We start from the raw sequence: 22,725 nt of genomic DNA on the forward strand, positions 1-22,725 counted from the left end.
TCTCAAGCCCCCAGGAAAGGCTCCACTTCCCGACCCGGCATGAACAGGCCAAGGCGCTTGATTTCCCATTCCAGCCGAATGCCCGACTTTTCGAATACCCGCCTGCGGATGGTCTCGCCGAGATATTCCAGATCGTAGCCGGTCGCATGGCCGGTATTTATCATGAAATTGCAATGCAGCGATGACATCTGCGCGCCGCCGATGACCAGGCCGCGGCCACCCGCCTCGTCGATCAACTCCCAGGCCGAATGACCTTCGGGATTCTTGAAGGTCGAACCACCCGTCTGCTCGCGGATCGGCTGCACGGTTTCGCGGTGATGGCGCACGGCGTCCATATCGGCGCGGATTTTCGCCTTGTCTTCCGGGTAACCTTCAAACAGCGCACCGGTGAAGATCAGGCCGGCATCGGCGCCGGAATGGCGGTAGCTATAGCCCATATCGGCATTGGAAAGCACATGCTGGTTACCTTGCCGGTCGACCGCATAGACTTCCACGACGCGATCGCGCGTCTCGCCGCCATTGGCGCCGGCATTCATGCGCAGCGCGCCACCGATGGAACCGGGAATGCCGTAAAAGAAATGGAACCCACCGATACCGTTATCCATGGCCATGGCGGCAATATGCTTGTCCGGGCAGATCGCGCCAGCCTTGATACGGTTCTCGCCGGCAAGCTCCACCTGGCCGAAACCCTTGGCGGACAGACGGACGACGACGCCCGGAATGCCGCCATCGCGCACCAGAAGGTTCGAGCCGACGCCGACCACGGTCAACGGCACGTCTTCCGGCAGAATTTTCAGGAAGGCAATAAGATCATCAGTGTCGTGCGGCTGGAACATGACTTCCGCCAAACCGCCGGCTCTGAACCACGTCACGCGGTCCATGGGCGCATCCGGTGTCAGACGTCCCCGCAATTCCCTTACCCCGTCGCCGAGCCTCCCCAGCAATTTTACCCCATCGACCTGTCTCATTCAGACTTTCCTGATATGCTCTTCAATTCCGAAGGCAGCACCGCTGCCCATTGCGTGATATTCCCAGCCCCCAAGAGAACCACGAAATCACCCGGTTTCGCAATGGCTGCAACCTGCGACGCAAGGTCCTCCCGCTTTTCGAGAAAACGGGCGTCGCGGTGGCCGGCAGCCTTGATGGCCGACACCAGCGCTTCCGAACTTGCGCCTTCGATCGGATCTTCGCCCGCGGCATAGACCGGAGCAAGAATAATCGTGTCAGCATCGTTAAAGCAATGCGCGAAATCGTCAAACAGGCTGGAAAGACGGCTATAGCGGTGCGGCTGGTGCACGGCGATGATGCGCCCCTTGCAGGCCTCCCGCGCCGCGGCCAGCACAGCCTTGATTTCAACCGGATGATGACCGTAATCGTCGAAGACCTGCACGCCATTGGCTTCGCCCGTCAGCGTGAAGCGGCGTTTGACGCCGGCAAAGGAGGCAAGCCCCTTCTTGATGTCGGCTTCCGAAATACCAAGGCGGTTGGCAACGGCAATCGCCGCCGTCGCATTCGAAACATTGTGGCGGCCGGGCATCGGCAGAACGAGATCCGTGAAGGAGAATATCTTGCCGGTGCGGCGACGACGGATTTCCACATCGAAGATGGACCGCGTGCCGTCGATGCGCACATTCGAAAACCGCACATCCGCCTGCGGGTTTTCGCCATAGGTGATGACCTTGCGGTCCTCGATCCGGCCAACCAGCGCCTGAACCTCGGGATGGTCGAGACACATGACGCCGAAGCCGTAGAACGGCACGTTTTCAACGAACTGCCGGAATGCGGCGCGCACGGCATCGAAATTGCCGTAATGATCCAGATGTTCGGGATCGATATTTGTAATGACGGCCACATCGGCCGGAAGCTTCAGGAAGGTACCATCGGATTCGTCGGCCTCCACCACCATCCACTCGCCCTCACCCATGCGGGCATTGGTGCCATAGGCATTGATGATGCCGCCATTGATGACGGTCGGATCGAGATTGCCGGCTTCCAGCAGGGTCGCAACCATGGAGGTGGTCGTGGTTTTGCCATGGGTGCCACCGATGGCGATAGCATTGCGGAAGCGCATCAGCTCGGCCAGCATTTCAGCGCGGCGAACGATCGGCAGGTGCTTCTCCCGCGCCGAGATCAATTCCGGATTGTTCTTCTTGATGGCGGTGGAAACAACCACAACTTCTGCATCACCGAGATTATCGGCGGTATGGCCGACAAAAACCTCGATGCCCTTGTCGCGCAGGCGCTGGACATTGGCGCTATCGGACTGGTCGGATCCCTGAACGCGATGGCCGAGATTGTGAAGCACTTCGGCAATGCCGCTCATGCCGATCCCGCCTATGCCGATGAAATGAACAAGGCCTATGGCTTTCGGCATCTTCATGCCCCAACTCCTTCATTATTCTTTTTAAATTCCTGTACGGACCGGCCTTCGGCAATCGCCTCCACCAGATCGGCCAGCACTTCCGCCGCATGCGGTTTTCCGGTTGCCTTGGCCGCCGCTGCCGTTGAGGAAAGACGATCCGGTTCCGAAAGCGCCGACGACAGCAGGCCGGAGAGTTTCTGCGGCGACAGTTCCGACTGCTTGATGACGCTTGCACCGCCGGCGGCCGAAAGTGCGGCCGCATTGGCCGCCTGATCGTGATCGAGCGCATGCGGATAGGGCACAAGGATCGACGGACGACCGATCACGGAAAGCTCCGACACCGTCGAAGCGCCAGAGCGGCTGATAACGAGATCGGCCTCTGCGATGCGCGAGGCCATGTCACCGAAGAAGGGTGAAACGTCAGCCTTCACACCGAGCTTCTGGTAGGAGGCTATCACGCTGTCTTTGTCTTCGGGCCGGGCCTGCTGGGTCACGACGACGCGCTTGCGCTGCTCGTCCTTCATCAGGCAGATCGCTGCCGGAACGGCGCTCGAAAAAAACTGCGCACCCTGGCTACCGCCGAAAACCACAAGCTGGAAAGGCTCCCCCGTCTGCGATGGCGTATAGGGAATCTCAGAGGCCGCCAGCACCGCCGGGCGCACCGGATTGCCGGTCGCCACCGTCTTGTCGGAATATTGGCCATTGGCAGGCGGCAGGAAACCGCCGGCGATTGCCTTCACCCGCGCTGCCAGCGCCTTGTTGGCGCGGCCCATCACCGCATTCTGCTCATGAATGATTGAGGGAACGCCAAGCCCGGTCGATGCCAGAAGCGGCGGCACGGTGGGATACCCGCCGAAGCCGACAACCGCGACCGGCTTCAGTTTCGTAACCAGCCGACGCGCCGCACGAAGACCTACCCACAGCTTCCAGAGCGAACGCACCACGGAAATCGGGTTTTTCGAGCCGATGGTGGCCGACGGCACCACATGAATTTCATCTGCCGGAAACTTGCCGGCATAACGCTCGGCACGGCTGTCAGTGACGAGATGCACCTGATAACCACGCGCTTTCAGCGTGTGCGCCAGGGCCTCTGCCGGAAACACATGGCCGCCGGTTCCACCGGCGGCAAGAAGAACAATACCCTTGCTCATGATCGTTTACTCCGCTGGAACGCCGGAACCGACGCGGAAGAAGCTGCGCTCCTGCGCCCGCTTTTCAGGTCTGTGGCGTGTCAGCGCCAGAAGGAAGCCGGCGGTCACGCAGATCGCCATCATCGACGAACCGCCATAGGAAATCAAAGGCAGCGTCATGCCCTTGGCGGGCATCAGCTCCAGATTGACGCCGATATTAATCATCGACTGCATGCCGATCTGCAGCACGAGACCGGCGACGGCAAAACGGCAGAAATCGTCCTTTTCCTTGAAGGCGTGCGACAGGCCGCGCAGCACGATGAAGGCGAAGATGGCCACCAGGAACATGCAGAAGATGATGCCGAATTCTTCCGCCGCCACCGAGAAGATGAAGTCGGTATGGCTGTCGGGAATGATACGCTTGACGATGCCCTCGCCCGGTCCGCGTCCGAACCAGTCGCCGCGAATGATCGCCTCACGCGCCGTATCCACCTGGAACGTATCGCCTTCGCCGGTCCAGAAACGGTCGATACGGCCAGCCACGTGCGGCAACATCAGATAGGCGGAAATGATGCCGCCGACACCGACACCGCCGAGCATGATGATCCAGAACCACGGCACGCCCGCCATGAAGAACATGCCGCCCCAGACAACCGAGGTCAGGATCGTCTGGCCGAAGTCCGGCTGGGCGATCAGAAGTGCCGCCACGATGCCGAAAGTGATGATGGCGAAGAGATTGCCGGGAATTTCCGGGTGACGCGCCCGTTCAGCGAACAGCCAGGCGCAGACAATCACGAAGGCAGGCTTCATGAATTCCGAAGGCTGGATTGAGAAGGTGCCGATGGAAATCCAGCGCCGTGCACCCTTGACCTCAATGCCGAAGAACAGCGCGAAGATCATCATCAACAGCGAAGCGATCAGCATGATGACCGCCACACGCCGCACCTGACGGGGCGACAGGAAAGACAGGCCGACCATGATCGCCAGAGACGGCACCATGAACATCGCCTGACGTTCGACGAAGAAGAAGCTGTTGAGGCCGATACGCTCGGCAACCGCAGGCGACGCCGCAAAGGACAACATCAGGCCTATGCCCATCAGCGCGACAAACGCCGCCAGAAAGAAACGGTCGATAGTCCAGAACCATTCCGCAACCGGACCGCGATCAACTCGGCTTACCATGGCCTTCAGCCCCCTTTTCCAGAGTGAACGAGCATCGTCATGCCGTCGAGCGCCGCAACCTGTGCGACGAACGAATCACCTCTGATCTCAAAGTTCTTATATTGATCGAAGCTTGCGCAAGCCGGGGATAACATAACGACATTGCCGGCCGTTGCATCTTTCTCCGCATCTGCCGCCGCATGCTGCACAGCCTTGTCCAGCGTGCCGGATATTTCATATGGCACCGCCTCGCCGAGCGTCGCGGCAAATTCCGCCGCCGCTTCACCGATCAGATAGGCTTTGGCGATGTGAGGAAACAGCGGCGACAGGCTGGTTATGCCACCCGCCTTGGGAAGACCGCCGGCGATCCAGTAAATCCGCTCATAGCTCGAAAGCGCAGGTGCCGCGGCATCCGCATTGGTCGCCTTGCTGTCATTGACGAATGTGACGTTGCCACGCCGTCCAACCGGCTGCATGCGATGCTTGAGGCCCGGGAAAGATTTGAGACCGGCGCGCACTTCGTCTTCGGAAACGCCGACCGCAAGGCAGGCGGCGATTGCCGCCGCAGCGTTCTGCGCATTGTGGCTGCCGCGAAGGGTCTGGATACCGTCGAGATCGACCAGCAGCGAAGACGTGCCGCCATGTGCCCGCAGGATGCGGCTGCCTTCGGCATAAAGACCTTCGGAAACGACGTTGCGCTTGGAAATGCGCTCCACCTTGACGCCGGCGCGCTCGATGCGATCGGCGATCAGCGTCGAATGGCTGTCATCCACACCGACAATTGCAGTGTTGCTACCCGCCACCAGCCGTTCCTTGACGTCGGCATAATGCTGCATCGTCCCGTGCCGGTCGAGATGATCAGGCGTCAGATTGAGCAGGATACCGGCGGTCGGGTTAATCGTCGGTGCGACATCGATCTGATAGGACGAGCATTCGACGACGTAAAAACGTTGCGCTTTCGGCGGATCGAGGCTCAGCACCGCCGTGCCGATATTGCCGCCGAGCTGCGTATCGCGGCCCGAAGCCTTCAGAATATGGGCGATCAGCGCCGTCGTCGTGGACTTGCCGTTGGTGCCGGTAATCGCGATGAAGGGGCAATCCGGCGCATGGGCGCGGCGCTCGCGAATGAAAAGCTCGATGTCGCCGATGATCTCAACGCCCGCTGCTTTCGCAAGGTCCACCGACCAGTGCGGCTTTGGATGCGTCAACGGCACGCCGGGCGCCAGCACGAAGGAAGAAAACGAGGGCCAGTCTATCGTTCGAAGGTCCGCCGTCGTGATGCCTTCGGCCTGCGCCTTCGCAACGCTGTCGGGATTGTCGTCGAAAGCGACGACTTCCGCACCACCGGCAACCAGCGCCCGGGCCGTGACGAGACCTGAACCGCCAAGCCCGAAGAGAGCGACTTTCCTACCTTTGAACGACGTGACCGGGATCATCGCTCACCTCAGCTTCAGGGTGGCGAGGCCAAGCAGCGCGAGACCCACGGAGATGATCCAGAAACGGATCACCACCTGGCTTTCCGTCCAGCCCTTTTTCTCGAAATGGTGGTGAATCGGCGCCATCAGGAAAACGCGCCGGCCGGTGCGCTTGAACCAGAACACCTGAATGATGACCGACAGCGTCTCCATGACGAACAGGCCACCGACGATGACCATGACGATCTCATGCTTGGTGGCGACGGCGATGGAGCCGATAAGACCGCCGAGCGCCAGCGAACCCGTGTCGCCCATGAAGATGGCGGCGGGCGGCGCGTTGAACCACAGGAAACCGAGGCCCGCGCCGATGACCGCACCGACGATGACGGCAAGTTCACCGGTGCCGGGCACGAAATTGATCTGAAGGTAATTGGCGAAAACCGCGTTGCCGGCGAGATAGGCAATCACGCCGAAAGTGGCAGCAGCGATCATCACCGGCACGATGGCGAGACCATCGAGGCCATCCGTCAGGTTCACCGCATTGCCAGCACCGACGATGACAAAAGCACCGAACAGCACAAAGAAGTAACTCAGATTGATCACGAATTCCTTGAAGAAAGGAAAGGCGATGGAGCTGCCGAGCGTGCCGCCATGCGGCGCGGAAGCAAGCGCCATCTTCATCATGAAGAACACGGCAATCGCCGCGATCACGAATTCGATGCCGAGACGAGCCTTGCCGGAAAAACCCTTGTCGCTCTGCTTCGTCACCTTGAGATAATCGTCGTAAAAGCCGATTGCGCCGAAACCGAGCGTCACCATCAAAACGGCGACGACATAGACATTCGACAGGTCACCCCAGAGCAGCGAACCACCGAGAATACCGGCAAGGATCATCAACCCGCCCATGGTCGGCGTACCGGCCTTCTTGAAATGGGTCTGCGGCCCGTCGGCGCGGATCGGCTGGCCTTTGCCCTGGCGAACGCGCAGCGAGTTGATGATCGCCGGCCCGAACAGGAAGACGATCAACGCAGAGGTGAACATTGCGGCACCCGCCCGGAAGGTGATGTACCGGAAGAGGTTGAAGACTTGAACTTTATCCGACAGTTCGACGAGCCAGATCAGCATATTTGCCCTTTCAAAAGGCTATTTCAGACTTGGCGTTCCGTCTCGGGGAATGCCGGATACTTGTCAAGCAGGGCGGCGACAATCTTGCCGAAACCAAGCCCCAGTGACGATTTTACCATGAGCGCGTCTCCCGGTTGCACCCATTGCAGGGCGAAATCGGTGAGTTCCACTGTTGTCGGGAACCAGATGACGGTGACGCTGTCCGGCAACGCATCGCGAAGAGCGGCCATCGCCTCTCCCGCCAGCCAGACATGTTCGATACCCGCCGCAAGCAACGGCCCGGCCAGCTCCTCATGCAGCTGCGCGGAAAATTCACCCATTTCCAGCATGTCGCCGAGAACTGCAACGCGCCGGCCGTGGCCCTGCGTTTCGGTCTCCGCCAGCACGGCAATCGCCGCCCGCATCGAAGCCGGATTGGCATTATAGCTCTCGTCGATGAGTAAGAAGGAGCCGCCGTCGATTGTCAGCCGGTGGCGCTGGCCACGCCCTTTCACCGCCTCGAGTGTTCCAAGCGCCTCAAAAGCCCGGTCGAGATTGGCGCCGGTCACGGCAACAGCACCAAGCACGGCCATGGCATTGTCGGCAATGTGACGACCGGGAACGTTCAGGTGCAATTCGCTGGTCTCGCCGTTCACGATCGCCCAGATGGTTGAACCCGAAGGCGTGCTTTCGAAATCGGCAAGCCGAAAATCGGCTTTTGCATGCTGCCCGAAGGTCAGAACATGCTCGATGCCCTGTTCCTGCGCGACCTCTTCAAGCTGCTCGAACTGGGCGTTGTCGCGGTTGAGGATGACGGAGCCGCCCTCCTCCAGACCTTCGAATATCTCCGCCTTGGCGGCTGCGATTTCTTCTATGTTCTTGAAATTGCCGAGATGGGCAGCAGCGATGGTGGTGATGATCGCCACATGCGGGCGTACCATCTTCACCAGCGGGCGGATTTCGCCGGAATGGTTCATGCCGATTTCGAACACGCCGAATTCGGTATCAGCGGGCATGCGCGCCAGCGTCAGCGGCACACCCCAATGATTGTTGAAGGAAGCGACCGCCGCGTGAACCCGGCCCGACGGCTCCAGAGCCTGCCGAAGCATCTCCTTAGTCGTCGTCTTGCCGACCGAACCGGTCACCGCGATGATACGCGCCGACGTTCTTTCACGCGCCGCGATGGCGAGCTTGCCGAGTGCGGCGAGAACATCCTCCACCACGATCATCGGCACGGTCAGCCGGCCGAGCGCCGGCAGCTTGCCTTCGGCCACGACCAGAAGGCCGGCACCATTTGCAACGGCAAAGCTGGTATAATCATGGCCATCGACCCGATCACCCTTGATGGCGAAGAAGGCCTCTCCGGGTTTAACGGTCCGGCTGTCGATGGAAATGCCGGTGATTCCGGTCGGCAGGTTGCCCACCGGGCGTCCTGCCGTGATGGCGATCATATCGGCGACTGTCCATAACCAGCTCAAATCTTCAATCCTTCCAGCGCAGCGCGCACCTGTTCATGATCGGAAAACGGCAGTGTCACGGAACCGACGATCTGCCCCTCTTCATGCCCCTTGCCCGCGACGATCAGCGTATCGCCGTTTGAAAGCAGCGACACCGCATGGTGGATCGCCTGCGACCTGTCGCCGATTTCCACTGCACCCGGCGCCGCCGCCATGACTTCGGACCGGATCGTTGCGGCATCCTCCGAGCGCGGATTGTCATCGGTGACGATGACGATGTCGGAAAGCCGCGTCGCTACTTCACCCATGATCGGGCGTTTGCCCTTGTCGCGGTCGCCGCCACAGCCAAAGACGGTGATAATACGGCCTGAAGTGAAAGGTCTGACCGAGGTCAGCACATTCTCCAGCGCATCCGGCTTATGGGCATAATCCACATAGGCAAGCGCGCCGTTCTTCGTCTGGCCCACGAGTTCCAGACGACCGGCAGCGCCGATCAGCTTTTCAAGCGCCTTCATCGCTACAGTGGCGGAAACGCCGGTGGACATGGCAAGGCCGGCCGCCACGAGAGCGTTGGCCACCTGAAAATCGCCGGCGAGCGGAATATCGACTTCGTAAATCACGCCGTCATGATGCACTTCGATCATCTGTTTATGACGGAAATGCTCCACCCGTTTCAGCGCCAGGTAATCGCCCTTGCGGCCGACAGTGCGAATATCAAGGCCCGCATCACCAGCGGCGCGGATCGCCTGCTGCGACCAGGGATCGTCGGCAAAGATCACCGCCGGCGCACCTTTTTCCATCAACGTGTCGAACAGCCGCATCTTCGCGGCCATATAGTCCTCAACTGTCGGATGATAATCCATGTGATCGCGGCCGAGATTTGTGAAACCGGCCGCTGCAAGCTTCACGCCATCGAGGCGGCGCTGGTCGAGGCCGTGGCTCGAAGCCTCCATCGCAGCGTGCGTTACGCCTTCGGAGGCAAGCTCGGCCAGAAGTGCATGCAATGTCACAGGGTCGGGCGTCGTCAGCGCGCCATAATCCTCGCGGCCGGGCGCAATGACACCCGTCGTGCCAATCTGTGCGGCGGCATGGCCGGCAAAGGCCCAGATCTGCCGCACGAAAGAGGCGACCGAAGTCTTTCCAGCCGTGCCGGTGACCGCAACCATGGTTTCAGGCTGTTTTCCGTAGAACCGGGCTGCGGCAAGGGAGAGATAGAGGCGCGGGTCCGTAACGGCCAGCACCGGCACGTCAGCTTGCACCGCATGTGCAGAAACGACGGCAACCGCACCCTTGGCAACCGCGTCCTTCACATAGGCCGCACCATCCGCCTTCGTGCCCGCAACCGCCACGAACAGGCTGCCGGGCTGAACCTTGCGGCTGTCTGCCGTTATTCCCCCGATTTCGATCGCCCCGATCTCAGACAGGAGCAATTCTTTCAATTCCGGAAACGCGTTTCCGGATATATCTCGCAAATTCATCGACTGTGTCCGTCTTGTCCCCCCGGCGCGAATCGCCGGAACATCATAAGCTCTAACAATCAATAAGACACGAGCAAGGCCGAGCCATCCTTGCCGAACTTCGGCTTCACACCCAGCACTGCCGCCGTGCGGGCGATGATATCGCGCACCATCGGCGCTGCGGACGTGCCGGCGAGTGCTGCGCCATTGCCCTTGTCCGTCTTCGGTTCATCAATGAAGGTCAACACCACATATTGCGGGTCGTCGATCGGGAAAGCCGACAGGAAGGCGTTGAAGTTCTTGTCGCGCACATAACGGCCATTGACGACCTTGTCCGCCGTGCCGGTCTTGCCGCCGACGTTAAAACCGTCGACGCGCGCATTGCGGCCGGACCCGTTCACGCCGTTCCATTCAAACAGGAAGCGCATGTCCTTGCTGGTGGTGGGCTTCAGAACCTGCTTTGCCACCATATCGGCCTGTTCGCGGGTGCGCGGCAGGAAGGTCGGCTCGATCAGCTTGCCGCCATTGACGAGTGCAGCCCCGGCAACCGCCGTCTGCAGCGGTGTCGTCGAAACGCCGTGACCGAAGGAAATGGTGATGGAGTTGATCTTTTTCCATTCACGCGGCTGCGATGGCAGCGCTACCTCCGGCAATTCCGTCTGCATGCGGGTCAAAAGTCCAAGCTTCGTCAGAAACTCCTTGTGGCCTTCGGTTCCGACGGTGTCGGCGATCTTGGCCGTACCGATATTGGACGAAAACTGGAAGATTTCCGGCACCGACAAAACGCGGTTCTTGCCGTGGAAGTCCTTGATGGTGAAACCACCGATCCGGATCGGATAACGGGCGTCGAAACTGTCACCCAGACGCACACGACCCGAATCGAGGCCCATGGCGATGGTGAAGGACTTGAAGGTCGACCCCATTTCGAAGGTACCGTTCGACATGCGGTTGAGCCAGCCCTCTTTCGCCCCTTCGGCCGGGTTGTTCGGATCGTAATCCGGCACCGAGGCCATGGCGAGAACTTCACCCGTATGCACGTCCAGCACCACGGCACCGGCGCCGATTGCCTGGAACTTGGCGATCGCCGACGTTACGACTTCACGCACGATGGACTGCACGCGCAGATCGATCGAAAGCTTTACCGGTTCCAGCGGTTGATCGCTGGTCATGCCAAGCGCCGTCAGATCGGCAAGTCCCTGATTGTCGACATAACGCTCCATACCCGCCACGCCGCGATTGTCGATGTTCACATGACCGACGACATGGGCAGCCGTTGGCCCACCCGGATAGAACCGGCGTTTTTCCGGGCGGAATCCCACACCGGGAATACCGAGCGCCAGAATCTGGCTCTGCTGTTTGGGCGTCAACTGACGACGCAGCCATTGGAAACGGGAATTTGAGGTGAGCTTCTGATAGGTGCCGCGCTGATCGAGATCAGGCAGAACGGTGCGCAGCTTCTCGATCGCCTCGTCGATATCGACAATGCGATGCGGCTCGGCAAATAGAGAGACAGTGCGGATATCGGTGGCGAGAACCTCGCCGTTGCGATCGAGAAGGTCCGGGCGCGACGCCATCAGCCGGTCTGCGGGTGCGATGCTCGAAACGGTTTCCTGTTCCGCCATGCCATATTGCACCAGACGGCCGCCCACGACGCCGTAAAAAGCGACGAATCCGAAAATGATCAGGCCGACGCGGCTCTTCGCCTGCGCCGCCCTTTTCTTGCGGGCGCCCTCGAAAGCCGCATGGTCGGTATAAACGCCGGTCGTGCTGGCGGAAAAATGAGCCTTGCTCTTCAAAACCATGACGCGGGAGAGAAAAGACATCAGCGGTTCACCGATCCTGTTATCGTGTCATCCATGTCATCGGTTTCATCACCGGCAACGGCGGAGACGGCCGGAGCCGCTGGGGGACGGGAAACGCGTGCCCGCGGCGTCGGAACCGGGGCGCCATTGGCGGCGATCTGGCCCGCCGGCGGCGACTTCTTTTTGGTGGCCGCGCCAAGCGTCGCGCCCGGCTTGGAACCGTTGACGGCAGCGGCAATCACATCCTCGACGCTCATGCCTTCCGGCTCAGGCGGTTGCGGCAATTGCGAGCGCAGCATGGGCAGCTCGCGCGGCTGCGCCAATTGTGTTGGCAGCGTCGGCGAAAGACCAAGCTCGTCCTGATAGGCATTGACCAGACGATGCAGACGGTTCGGCTGCGTCAAGAGCGCCCAGTCGGCCCGCAGCAAATCGATCGTATCCTTTTCAAGCTTGATTTCGGCCTCGAGCTTGCGGACCTCTTCGAGCTTCAGATCGGCCTTGTGCTTGATCGAATAGGTGACGACGGCCGCCGCGACCATGACCCCCATCAAGATGACATCGAAAGTACGCAGCATATCAGCCTCCCATCTTTTCAAGGCTGGCGAGATCGGGAAGCTCGAAGATCGAGAAATCCGCCGCGCGCGCTGGCGCGGTCGTGCGCAGACCGGCCCGCAGCTTGGCTGAGCGGGCACGCGGATTGAGTTCCGCCTCCGCATCGCTGGCGGCGATCATCGGCTTGCCGATATTGTCGAAAATGGCGGGCTTGTCTTCGACCATCGGCAGGTGCCGGGAACCGGCGGCCTTGCCCGAACGGTCGGAGAAGAATTTCTTGACGATGCGGTCTTCCAGCGAATGGAAGGTGACGACTACCAGGCGACCACCGGGCTTCAAGGACCGCTCTGCAGCGAAAAGCGCCTGCGCCAACTCGCCGAGTTCGTCATTGACGAAAACCCGAAGCGCCTGAAACACCCGCGTCGCAGGATGGATCTTGTCTTTCGCCTTGCGCGGCGTGACGATCTCGATGAGACCCGCAAGATCGCGCGTGGTGCGGAAGGGCTCGTCTGCCCTCCTCTTCTCGATGGCGCGGGCGATGCGGCCCGGCTGTTTTTCTTCACCGAGAAAACCGAAGATGCGGATGAGATCACCGACTTTCGCGCGATTGACGACATCCGCCGCCGAAACGCCGGAAGCGGACATGCGCATGTCGAGCGGGCCATTCTTCTGGAAGGAAAAACCGCGCTCGGCCTCGTCGATCTGCATGGAGGAAACGCCGATATCGAGAACGACGCCGTCAAGGCCGCCTTCCGGCGCGTGCCTCGCCAGATCGGAAAATTGCGATTGAATGAGGTTTAACCTGCCGCCATTGGCGGCAACCATCGCCTGACCGCCGGCTATCGCGGTCGGATCGCGGTCAAGCGCGATGACGTTGGCGCCCTGATCGAGAATGGCCTGGGTGTAGCCGCCGGCACCGAAAGTGCCATCAAGGATGATCTTTCCGGATGCGGGTTCAAGCGCGGCAATGACTTCGCGAAGCAGGACAGGGATGTGACGCTGAGGTCCGCTATCGGCATCAGAAGATCGTCCGCCAGAATTCGCCGCCATTCCGTGTCCCCGTCCTATGCGGGGCGAGCAGCCGAAAAACCGCGCCCCGCTCTTGCTTCCGCCTGCGCGCCCAAAAACGCATTCGGTTGCCAAAGCTGAAAATGATCCGCCCGTCCGACGAAGGTGACCTCGGTGGATATGCCGGTAAATTCCCGCACGAAATCCGTCACCATCAACCGACCTTCCTGGTCGAGCTTCATGAAGACACCGCCGCCGTGAACCAGCAGCGACATCGCGTTCGCTTCCGGCGAGAAGGCATCCATGGATGCGATCTGCCGCTCGTAGCGCTCCAGCAAATCCGGACCGCCGACACTGATTGCCGGGAAAGCGAAATCCTGAAGGCAATAAAGCTCCTGGATACCGCGCCTCACCAGCACCGAACGAAACGGAGACGGAACCGAAACGCGCCCCTTGGCGTCGATCCTGTTCGTTACGTTCGATAAAAAGCGGTCCATTACTCAACTCGCCCAAACCGCAATCCGCCAGACGAACCATCCGCCCCACAGACAACACCGGTACGCACGACACATCGCCAAGCGCCAGGGCAACATGCCCTGCAGCAGCCCCTTGCAGGCTCCTCACTCGTTTCAGCGATTGCGGGTCAAAAACACGACCCAGTGTGGTGTGTATTTGGGATATCATGGGACACTATGGGCGTCAATGGGAGAAGCCGGCACGATACCGACTTCGCATCGGAAATTCATAAGCCGTTAAGTTTAACGAATGGTTTACTTCGGCCGCAAAGACGCTTTTTCACGGCACGCCAAAGCGCGGTGAGATCGACATTTTTCCGTTTTGAAACAAGGAAATGATTTCGGCGGCGCCGCTTTTGATCGCCGGCCGGACGAAGGCGCCTCTTCGTCCGGCTCACGGCCTCAGCCGGAATGGACAGAAAGCCACGTCACGATTGCGCTCTGCGCCACCGGCGACGGGGATGCAGCGTCATACTTCATCGGAAACACTTCGGCAAAAGGCCTGATGGCTTCAAGGGCCGCCCGATAAGCCGGGAATCGGCCCCAAATTTGCCCGGCAATCGAACTGCAAAAGGAATTGCTGGCCCCACGGACCGCAAACGTCACTTCACCGCAATGACGACCTTGCCCTTCGCACGACCGGTCTGGATATAGTCCAATGCCTCATTGGTCTTTTCGAACGGGAATATCCGATCCATCACCGGACGTATGTGGCCCGCCTCGATCAGAGCGGTAATCTTTTCAAGCTGCCCGCCATTCGCAGTCATGAAGAGAAAAGAATAGCCGATCCCCCGGCGTTTCGATTTCCTCCTGATGCCAAGGCTCAACAGGCGCATGACCTGCCGAAGCGGCCAGCCGGAGCCATTCTGCCGTGCGAAATCCGGATCGGGTGGGCCGGAAATCGAAATCAGCTTGCCGCCCGGCTTCAGCACCGCAATGGATTTTTCCAGCGTGTCCTTTCCGAGGCTGTTCATCACGACATCATAACCGTGCAGCACTTTTTCGAAGTCTTCCTTCTTGTAGTCGACCACGACGTCTGCACCGAGACTTTTTACCAGATCCACGTTGGCTGTACTCGTGGTTGTGGCCACATAAGCCCCGAGATGTTTGGCAAGCTGGATCGCGATAGTGCCCACGCCGCCGGAGCCGGCATGGATCAGCACCTTCTGTCCCTTCTGCACATTGGCCCGCTCGACAAGCACCTGCCACGCGGTCAAGGCGACAAGCGGCAAGGATGCCGCCTCTTCCATGGTCAGATTATTCGGCTTCATCGCCACATCGGCCTCATCGATGGCAATATACTCGGCAAATGTCCCGATACGCGCCTGGTCCGGACGGGCATAGACCTCGTCACCGGGCTTGAATTTGCGGACATTGGCGCCGGCGCGGACCACAACACCCGCCACATCGTTGCCCAGCACCAGCGGAAGGCGGTACGGCAGGATGAGCTTGAACTCTCCGTCCCTGATCTTGTTGTCCAGAAGGTTGACGCTGGCGGCGCGGATTTCGACCAGAACGTCGTTTGCGCGCAATTCCGGCTCGGGGATTTCGCCGAGCCGCAATGCGCCGCCTTTCTTGTAGCGATCGATCAGAAATGATTTCATCGGACTAACTCTCGTTTCTGCGGCCGGCACCGGCAATAAAAGCTCAATCGGCAAGTCTGCTGAATTTCCGAAAGCTCCTGTCGACGAAGGACTCAGGCAGGAAACGGCGGATGAAGCGCGCCTGCCCCGCAGCTTTTCCGGCAGTATAGCGCCGTTTCGGCGATGTCGCATTGGCAGCCTCTAGAACGACTTTTGCGACCACCTCCGGGGCATCGCCCTTTCCAATGACGTCACGCATCAGTTTCTCGGCGTCCGCGCGAACGGTATCGTAAATCGCAAGTGGCCGGTCAGGCCGCGTGATGTTCTCTTCAAAGGGGGTGCGGGTAACGCCAGGCTCGACAAGCACGATGCGGATGCCCTGCGTCCGCACTTCGTGATCAAGGGATTCCGAATAACCTTCGACGGCGTGTTTGGTCGAGGCGTAGAGCGCATTATAGGGGGCAGGAATCAGCCCAAGGATGGAGCTGAGGTTGACGATACGGCCGCGACGCTGCCGCCTCATGACGGGCAGGACGGCGTTCGTCATTCTCATGACGCCGAATACGTTGACGTCGAATACGGCCTTCGCCTGCTCCGTCGTCGATTCCTCCGCACCGCCCAGCAATCCGATCCCGGCATTGTTGACGAGAAGATCGATCCTTCCCGCACGGCTCAAAACCTCATCCACCGCGCGCCGCACGGACGCATCGTCGGTAACGTCGCAGACCAGCATCGAAATTCCATCCTCGATATCGGGCATCGGCTTTCGGCTGGTGCCGAACACACGGTAACCGTCGCGCCGGAGCGCCTGCGCCGTCACCAGCCCGATGCCGGAGGATGCGCCCGTCACCAGGGCGATGCCGGAGGATGCGCCCGTCACCAGGGCGATGCCGCGTTCTGTCTTGCTCATCTGCGTCCACTTTCATTTTGTTATGGAACAACAATGAGCATTGAGTTACTATCAAATCGATACAAAGTCACTACTAAAAAGATATCGACATGAAAAATCTCTCGGACCAGCCCTGCCTCATCGCCCGCAGCCTCGCCCTTGTCGGCGATGCCTGGAGCATGCTGATCATGCGCGATGCCCATGCGGGCCTCACCCGCTTCGATGATTTTCGCAAGAGCCTCGGCATCGCGCCGACGATGCTGACGGCGCGGCTTTCATCGCTGACCGAAGAGGGATTACTGGTGAAACGCCGTTATTCCGATCGTCCGCCACGCTACGAATATATGTTGACGGAAGCCGGTCGCGATTTTCTGCCGGTGCTGTTTGCAATTGGCGCATGGGGAAACAAGCATCGCGGCGGCGGTGAGGTAACCCGTTTTTTCGACGCTGAGACCGGAACGGAAATCGATCCCGTCACCATAGATCGCGTGACCGGCGCCCCGGTCGGAACCCGTCCCATCCGTATCGCGAAACCCGAATGAGCACGCGTCGCAGAAAGTGATCACCTTCACCGCAAATGCTCCGGATTAGCAGCGGAGCATCGCACACAGGTAGGAAAATTCGCCAGTTGGCCTGTAAGCCGGGTTCTGTATGGCTCCGGTTTGACCCGGAACGTGGCAGCCATTCATCTGGGACGGCATTTGCATGCCGCCTCGCGCAACCCACCCGGATGACGGACCCGGAAACCGGCTGTAAACGGGCTTTCGCCCGTCCCGTGTCATCCCTATTCGGTCTTGCTCCCGGTGGGGTTTACCTTGCCACCACTGTCACCAGCGGCGCGGTGGGCTCTTACCCCACCCTTTCACCCTTACCATGCAAGGCATGGCGGTTTGCTCTCTGTGGCACTTTCCCTGGGGTCACCCCCGCCGGACGTTATCCGGCACCGTATTTCCGTGGAGCCCGGACTTTCCTCACCTTACCGTCTTTCGACATTGGTAAAGCGCGGCTGCCCGGCCAACTGGCATGGGCTGCATAACCATGTTCTGGAGCGAAAGCCACCGAAAAGCGCAATCAAGGATCAAAGAAATGCGGGCGTGAAATCCGTCGTGAAAGCACCATCGGCGATTTCTCCATCCCGCAGCAGTGCGGCACCCAGCCGCCCGATCTCATCGGAACTCTTGGCCGCGGTTCCATTGCCGCCGGTCAGAACCGCGATACGCGGCGAGGCGGTAAAGCCGATGGCGGGATAACCGCTCCGCGTTTTGGAGACGACGCAGGCGGCCATCGAAACACGCGAAAGATCGACGGCAGGTACCAGCGTTCCGACGATGGCCGACAGGTGATCACGCACGCTTTCACGTCCGCCGGACCGGAACCATTCCCGGATTTCCGGATCGCTGCCAACCGCCTTGTCGTCGGGATCACCACCGATTTTGAGATAGAATTTGCCATCGGGATACCGCACCGGCGGCAGAAGATAGATATGTTTCGCGGTGTCGTGCGGCTCGTAGATCAGCGACGGCATAGCGGCATATTGCCCAAGATCTGCTTCATCAACCTCGAAGAAAGCGACGGTCCGCGCATAGACATTGAGTTCGACCGGTTGCGGCAGCAAATCTTTCGTAATCGAGAAACCGCCGGCCGCCACCAGCACCCGATCTGCGGTATAAACCGCCCCCGAAGCCGTCTGCACCGAAGCGCGGCCATCCTCTTCCCGCGTCGAGACGACGATATCGTCGATCAGCGTAACACCGGCCTTTTCCGCCAGAATGGCCTGCGCCTTCACCAGCCCACGCGGGTTGACGTAACCGGCATTGTCCCTTTCGAACACGCCTTCACAGCCCGGTTCGAAGGAAAAATAGGGAAACCGGCTTTTCAGGCTTTCGCCATCCAGCAATTCCGTCGCAACACCGAGCCGCGTCGCCGCTTCGCGAACATCATCGACAAACGGATTATCCCCGCCCCGCTGAGGCCCCACCATCAGGCAACCGACCGGCGCGTAAAATTCCACGCCGCTTCTCGCGGCAATATCGGCATAACGCGCAATCGAGCGGTTGGCGAGCAGCGCCCAGTCGGCATCACCATCGATGGTGCGGGTAATCCGCGCTTCATCATAGTGACTGGCGAAAACGCCATGATGTGATTTGATATCGGCGGGTTCACCCGGGCCGATCAGCGCCACGCCATCCACCGTTTCGGCCAGATGTCGGGCGGCGGCGGCACCCATCATGCCGCGACCCACGACGATATAATTGAAATGTCCCGACATGCCGCCCTCTTCATTCACCCAGTTCGATAGCAACCTTGTAGCCGCTTCGCAGAGGCATGTCAGACGAAAACCGGCGACATTTCAGCCGCGAACTCATCCTCGGTCAGTTGACCGTTCAAAAGCAGCATTGCGCCCAGCCGTCCGATCTCGTCCGAAGACTTGGCGGAGACGAAATTGCCGCCAGTCAGAACTGCGATATTGGAGGATTGCGTATAGCCGATATAGGGATAACCACTGCGGGTGATCGATGCGACACAGGAGCCGGAGGTCACGGGGCAGCCGGCAAGTTCGGGCATCAGCGACAGGGCCTTCCTCGTCAGGAATTCCACCTCGCCCGGCGTGCCGTCGGAATGGAACCAGTCCACCGCCCCGGCCAGTGTCTCGAGCCTGCCCTTCTCGCTTTCGCCGCCGATCTTCAGATAGACCTTGCCATCGGGATAGCGTACCGGCGGCAGGATGTAGACGATGTCGTCCTCCGTCTCCGCCAGCACGATAGTTGACGGCATGGCGCCGAACAGGGCTTGCCTTGTCTCATCGAGCTCGAAAAATACGATGGTGCGACCGGTGGCCGCCATATCGACCGGCGAAGGCAACAGCTCAGCCATATTGGTAAAACCACCCGCGGCCACGATGACCTTTTCAGCGGTGTGAACAGCACCTTCCCGCGTCACCACCTCGACGCCATGCGAGGTATCGCGAATATGCGCCGCGGTCTCGCGCACCAAATGCGCGCCCTGCGCCCCGGCAATCGAGCACTGCGCCCTCACCAACGCGCGGGGATTGATGTGGCCGGCATTACCGGCCTCGAGGCAACCACCGTGATCGGCAGGCAGCGAGAACATCGGAAACCGGCCAGCCAGCGCGTCAGCGCCGAGCGTTTCCACGCCAAGACCGAGACGGTCGGCAGAGGAAAGCGCCCGCGACATGTAATCTCCGGCAAGCCCCTTGCCGTTTCCGGTAAACAGGCAGCCCGCTTCGGTGAAGAAACGGATGCCGCTTTTGGCTTCAATCTCCGCATAACGGCGGATGGAACGTTGCGCCAGTTCCGCCCAGACCGGATCGCCGTCAAACCCACGGGTAATGCGCGCTTCGTCGTAGTGGCTCGAAAATACGCCTTTGTGGGTCTTGCGATCGGCGGGCTCGGCCGGCCCGATCAATGCCACACCATCCGTTTGCGCCGAAAGGTGCCGCGCCGCGGCCGCACCCATCATCCCGGCCCCGACCACGATATATTTGAAATCCGGCATGACATGCTCCGTATCAGATTTATCCCTGACTACAGCATGCCCGCGCGAACCGGAATCGCTTTTCGCAAAAGCTTGGGGCGTTGTCGGATTTCCGGGTGGAAAAACCGGTTCCGCTTTTCCAGGAAATGCTTCCTGAAAAGATACGCAAAACCTCAGCTGGCCAGCAACGCCTGCACCTTGCCGCAATAACGCTTGGACACCGGGTTCATCCGTGTGGCGCCATGGCCGGCATTATAACGCAGGATCGTGCTGCAGACCTGCCCGCCGCCAAGCTGGTGGGCGGTCGCCAGATATTGCATGCCCCAGCGAATATTGGTCTCGGGATCGTAGAGCGCCTTTGTCGTGCCGCGAAAGCCCATCATGCGCGCCGTTGCCGGCTTGATCTGCATCAGCCCGACCTCGCCTGCGCTGCCGCGAGCCTTGGGGTTGAACCTGCTTTCCACCGAAACCACGGCATGCGCCAGATTGGTGGGAACGCCATAGCGCTTGGCATATTTGACGATCAGATCGGAATAGTCGTTCTTCAGCGACGCAGGCAGACTCTTTTCCGGAATGGGATAACCGGGCTTGCGGAAGAAGGTCTCCAGCGTCACCGTTTTGGTCTTGACGTCCTCGTCTTTGGCAAAAGCAATCCCCGCCTGTGAAGCGAGCATAACAACACCCGCCGCAACAGCAACAACAACCCTGTTCATATGTAGAAAAAGTCTCCAGATCGGATGACTGAACCAATGAAGCGACACAAATATTCAGCGCCCGGAAAGTCGATCGCGACCTTCCGCAGTCCAGTCTCCTTGATTGATATTGACGGTTGGTTCCCCTGAAGAACGACACCGCATGCAGTGCTGTTCTTAAACTTCCTCAATGCGGATTAACTGTGGCACATCAAAAAAAGCGACTTGAACGCCCGGAAAACAGGGAACTATTTTCCAGAATTCGCGTTTAAGCGGCCGAAAATTTCGGCAGGCTGGCAATCAACCGGTGAAGCGTGTCGATGGTGGAAAAATCCGCGATGCCATCCACCAGAGCCGGACGGAAATGCCGCTGGAAGGCAGCAACGGCGCCTTCGGTCTTTTCGCAATAAGCGCCTGTTATTTCAACGCCATATCCATAAATGGACAGCATCGACTGAAGTGCTTCCACCGGCTGCCCATGGTCGCCACGCTGGAAAAAGCGCCCGCCGCGGATCGGCGCAGGCTCCACCCAATGGCCGACACCGTTCTGCGACAGGATGTCCCACGGGAATTTTTCGCCCGGATCGACCTTGCGGATAGGCGCTACGTCCGAGTGGGCAAGCACCCGTTCAGGCGCGATATTCCAGCGCTGGCCGCAATCGCGACACAATTCGATGACGGCGTCGACCTGTTTCTTCGGGAATTCCGGCAAACCGCCGGGGTGGCCCTGATTGGCGATTTCGATGCCGATGGAGCGGGAATTGATGTCTTGATCCCCTGCCCAGGTGCTTTTGCCCGCATGCCAGGCGCGGCGGGTTTCCGGCACCATCTGGATGACGCGGCCGTCCTCGAAAACGAAATAATGGCTGGAGACCTGGCTTTCGGGATTGCAGAGCCACGACAGCGCGCCGTCCGCCGTCGTCATGCCGGTATAATGCAGAAGAATGATATCGGGGCCGGCCACATCAAGTCTTTCGCCATGATTAGGCGACGGCGCAATGGCTGCGCCCGGAAAATCCGGGGTAAAATCCGGCAGACATTCACTCATGCGACGCGGCGTTCTTTCTCGATGGCCGCATAAGCGGCATTGAGAGCCGCCATACGCTCATTGGCGGCAGCATGCAATTCCATAGGCACGCCGCGTGCAATGAGCTTGTCGGGATGGTGTTCGGCAACCAGCGAACGGTAACGCTTGCGAATATCCAGAAAGTCGTCCGAGGGCGAAACGCCAAGCACACGATAAGGATCGCGCCCGTCCATATGGACATGCCGCGCCATGATCGTTTCGAAGTGGTCTTCGGTGATATGGAATATCTCAGCGATACGGCCAAGGAAGGCCAGTTCCCGCTCGTGGATCAGCCCATCGGCCTTGGCAATATGGAACAGTCCGTCGATGACGCTTTCCAGCATCTCGCAATTATCGTGCCCGGAACCGCAGAGACCGGCAAGGCGCTCGGCATAGGCCTCGTATCCGGCAACGTCCTGACGCGCGAGATTGTAAAGACGGGCAACGTTTCGCGCTTCTTCTTCGGGAAAATCGAAGATTTGACGGAAGGCGCGCACCTCGGCATCGTTGACGACGCCGTCAGCCTTCGCCATCTTGGCGGAGAGTGCGATAATCGCAACGGAAAAGGAAACCTTGCGCCGTGTCTCCGGGTCCCCTTCAAAGAGGGTGCGGATGGCTTCAACCACGCGTCCAAGCGCACCGCCTGCCGCGTCGCCGATTGCGCCGAGCAGCCGCTCCCACAGGGATGAAATTTGCAGACAGGCAAAATCGAACATCATGCCGTCAAGCATGACGGGATATTGCCGTGAATGCAATATGTCCGGCAGTGCTGCGGCATTAACTTTTATTCATCTTTGCGACAGTTTTGCTTCAGGAACAAGAAGGGGGCAAACGGCACGGCCGGGGTTTTCCACAGGTGACGCAAGCGGACACAGGCAACTGATGGCCTCGATGCGGATTGAAACGATTATATTCCGTCAGTTTCCTCAAGCCGCTGAAAAGCCGCGAGAAATCGGCGTTTTTCTTGATAAATTCACTTTACACCTACACGCGGCTGTCGCATCCATTTGCCAGACATGTCTTTGAGTTTATGCAAA

Annotated in this window: 20 protein-coding genes and 1 other RNA gene; 1 reads left to right on the forward strand and 20 read right to left on the reverse strand. The window is 59.7% G+C overall.

Annotated elements, in window-relative coordinates; translation table 11 throughout:
• Positions 1-2 precede the first annotated feature (2 nt).
• The 14 genes from murB to AKG12_RS04835 all read right to left on the reverse strand — a co-directional run bounded on the left by murB (position 3) and on the right by AKG12_RS04835 (position 16,456).
• Complete coding sequence (gene murB / locus AKG12_RS04765; protein WP_052818010.1) at positions 3-968, reverse strand: UDP-N-acetylmuramate dehydrogenase; 966 nt, start codon at positions 966-968, stop codon at positions 3-5.
• Positions 965-2,380 (reverse strand): UDP-N-acetylmuramate--L-alanine ligase, encoded by a 1,416-nt coding sequence (gene murC, locus AKG12_RS04770; protein ID WP_052818011.1) that lies wholly within the window; start codon positions 2,378-2,380, stop codon positions 965-967. Before murC ends, murB begins: the two co-directional genes overlap by 4 nt.
• Positions 2,377-3,513: an undecaprenyldiphospho-muramoylpentapeptide beta-N-acetylglucosaminyltransferase gene (gene murG / locus AKG12_RS04775; protein WP_052818012.1), complete on the reverse strand. Its 1,137-nt coding sequence runs from the start codon at positions 3,511-3,513 to the stop codon at positions 2,377-2,379. The genes murC and murG overlap by 4 nt, the downstream gene beginning before the upstream one ends.
• A gap of 6 nt (positions 3,514-3,519) precedes the next feature.
• Positions 3,520-4,674, reverse strand: coding sequence for a putative lipid II flippase FtsW (ftsW, locus tag AKG12_RS04780; RefSeq protein WP_046798063.1), 1,155 nt, complete (start codon positions 4,672-4,674; stop codon positions 3,520-3,522).
• Between the two features lie 5 nt (positions 4,675-4,679).
• Positions 4,680-6,089 (reverse strand): UDP-N-acetylmuramoyl-L-alanine--D-glutamate ligase, encoded by a 1,410-nt coding sequence (gene murD / locus AKG12_RS04785; protein WP_052818013.1) that lies wholly within the window; start codon positions 6,087-6,089, stop codon positions 4,680-4,682.
• 3 nt (positions 6,090-6,092) lie between these two features.
• A complete protein-coding gene (gene mraY, locus AKG12_RS04790) occupies positions 6,093-7,193 on the reverse strand; it encodes a phospho-N-acetylmuramoyl-pentapeptide-transferase (RefSeq protein ID WP_046798061.1) in 1,101 nt (366 codons plus the stop codon).
• A 23-nt stretch (positions 7,194-7,216) separates the two neighbouring features.
• A complete protein-coding gene (locus AKG12_RS04795; RefSeq protein ID WP_046798060.1) occupies positions 7,217-8,650 on the reverse strand; it encodes a UDP-N-acetylmuramoylalanyl-D-glutamyl-2,6-diaminopimelate--D-alanyl-D-alanine ligase in 1,434 nt (477 codons plus the stop codon).
• Positions 8,647-10,107: a UDP-N-acetylmuramoyl-L-alanyl-D-glutamate--2,6-diaminopimelate ligase gene (locus tag AKG12_RS04800; RefSeq protein ID WP_052818014.1), complete on the reverse strand. Its 1,461-nt coding sequence runs from the start codon at positions 10,105-10,107 to the stop codon at positions 8,647-8,649. Before AKG12_RS04800 ends, AKG12_RS04795 begins: the two co-directional genes overlap by 4 nt.
• Positions 10,108-10,166: 59 nt before the next feature.
• Positions 10,167-11,909 carry a peptidoglycan D,D-transpeptidase FtsI family protein gene (locus AKG12_RS04805; protein WP_046798058.1) on the reverse strand — a complete coding sequence of 581 codons (1,743 nt, stop codon included), beginning with the start codon at positions 11,907-11,909 and terminating at the stop codon, positions 10,167-10,169.
• Complete coding sequence (gene ftsL / locus AKG12_RS04810) at positions 11,909-12,463, reverse strand: cell division protein FtsL (protein ID WP_046798057.1); 555 nt, start codon at positions 12,461-12,463, stop codon at positions 11,909-11,911. Before ftsL ends, AKG12_RS04805 begins: the two co-directional genes overlap by 1 nt.
• A 1-nt stretch (position 12,464) precedes the next feature.
• Positions 12,465-13,490, reverse strand: coding sequence for a 16S rRNA (cytosine(1402)-N(4))-methyltransferase RsmH (gene rsmH / locus AKG12_RS04815; protein WP_052818015.1), 1,026 nt, complete (start codon positions 13,488-13,490; stop codon positions 12,465-12,467).
• A 14-nt stretch (positions 13,491-13,504) separates the two neighbouring features.
• Positions 13,505-13,945 (reverse strand): division/cell wall cluster transcriptional repressor MraZ, encoded by a 441-nt coding sequence (gene mraZ, locus AKG12_RS04820; RefSeq protein ID WP_046798055.1) that lies wholly within the window; start codon positions 13,943-13,945, stop codon positions 13,505-13,507.
• Between the two features lie 620 nt (positions 13,946-14,565).
• A complete protein-coding gene (locus tag AKG12_RS04830) occupies positions 14,566-15,567 on the reverse strand; it encodes an NADP-dependent oxidoreductase (RefSeq protein WP_052818017.1) in 1,002 nt (333 codons plus the stop codon).
• 43 nt (positions 15,568-15,610) lie between these two features.
• Positions 15,611-16,456, reverse strand: coding sequence for an oxidoreductase (locus tag AKG12_RS04835; RefSeq protein ID WP_052818018.1), 846 nt, complete (start codon positions 16,454-16,456; stop codon positions 15,611-15,613).
• Positions 16,457-16,545: 89 nt separating this feature from the next.
• Between AKG12_RS04835 and AKG12_RS04840 the strand changes: the two genes are divergently transcribed.
• Positions 16,546-16,977 (forward strand): winged helix-turn-helix transcriptional regulator, encoded by a 432-nt coding sequence (locus AKG12_RS04840; RefSeq protein ID WP_052818019.1) that lies wholly within the window; start codon positions 16,546-16,548, stop codon positions 16,975-16,977.
• A gap of 78 nt (positions 16,978-17,055) precedes the next feature.
• Here the strand turns inward: AKG12_RS04840 and rnpB are convergent.
• From rnpB to AKG12_RS04865, 6 genes are all read right to left on the reverse strand, one after another.
• An RNA gene (gene rnpB, locus AKG12_RS07305) (RNase P RNA component class A) lies at positions 17,056-17,457 on the reverse strand.
• Between the two features lie 56 nt (positions 17,458-17,513).
• The gene (locus tag AKG12_RS04845; RefSeq protein ID WP_052818020.1) at positions 17,514-18,704 is read right to left on the reverse strand and encodes an NAD(P)/FAD-dependent oxidoreductase; all 1,191 of its coding nucleotides are present in this window, start codon (positions 18,702-18,704) and stop codon (positions 17,514-17,516) included.
• Positions 18,705-18,763: 59 nt separating this feature from the next.
• Positions 18,764-19,951, reverse strand: coding sequence for an NAD(P)/FAD-dependent oxidoreductase (locus AKG12_RS04850; RefSeq protein ID WP_052818021.1), 1,188 nt, complete (start codon positions 19,949-19,951; stop codon positions 18,764-18,766).
• 152 nt (positions 19,952-20,103) lie between these two features.
• Entirely contained in the window at positions 20,104-20,643 is a 540-nt protein-coding gene (locus tag AKG12_RS04855; RefSeq protein WP_046798048.1) for a lytic transglycosylase domain-containing protein, read from the reverse strand.
• A gap of 247 nt (positions 20,644-20,890) precedes the next feature.
• The gene (locus tag AKG12_RS04860; RefSeq protein WP_052818022.1) at positions 20,891-21,670 is read right to left on the reverse strand and encodes an N-acetylmuramoyl-L-alanine amidase; all 780 of its coding nucleotides are present in this window, start codon (positions 21,668-21,670) and stop codon (positions 20,891-20,893) included.
• Positions 21,667-22,407: a J domain-containing protein gene (locus AKG12_RS04865; RefSeq protein ID WP_035220735.1), complete on the reverse strand. Its 741-nt coding sequence runs from the start codon at positions 22,405-22,407 to the stop codon at positions 21,667-21,669. The genes AKG12_RS04860 and AKG12_RS04865 overlap by 4 nt, the downstream gene beginning before the upstream one ends.
• Between the last annotated feature and the right edge of the window lie 318 nt (positions 22,408-22,725).

Source organism: Agrobacterium sp. SUL3 (assembly GCF_001263295.1).
Taxonomy (GTDB): domain Bacteria; phylum Pseudomonadota; class Alphaproteobacteria; order Rhizobiales; family Rhizobiaceae; genus Agrobacterium; species Agrobacterium tomkonis.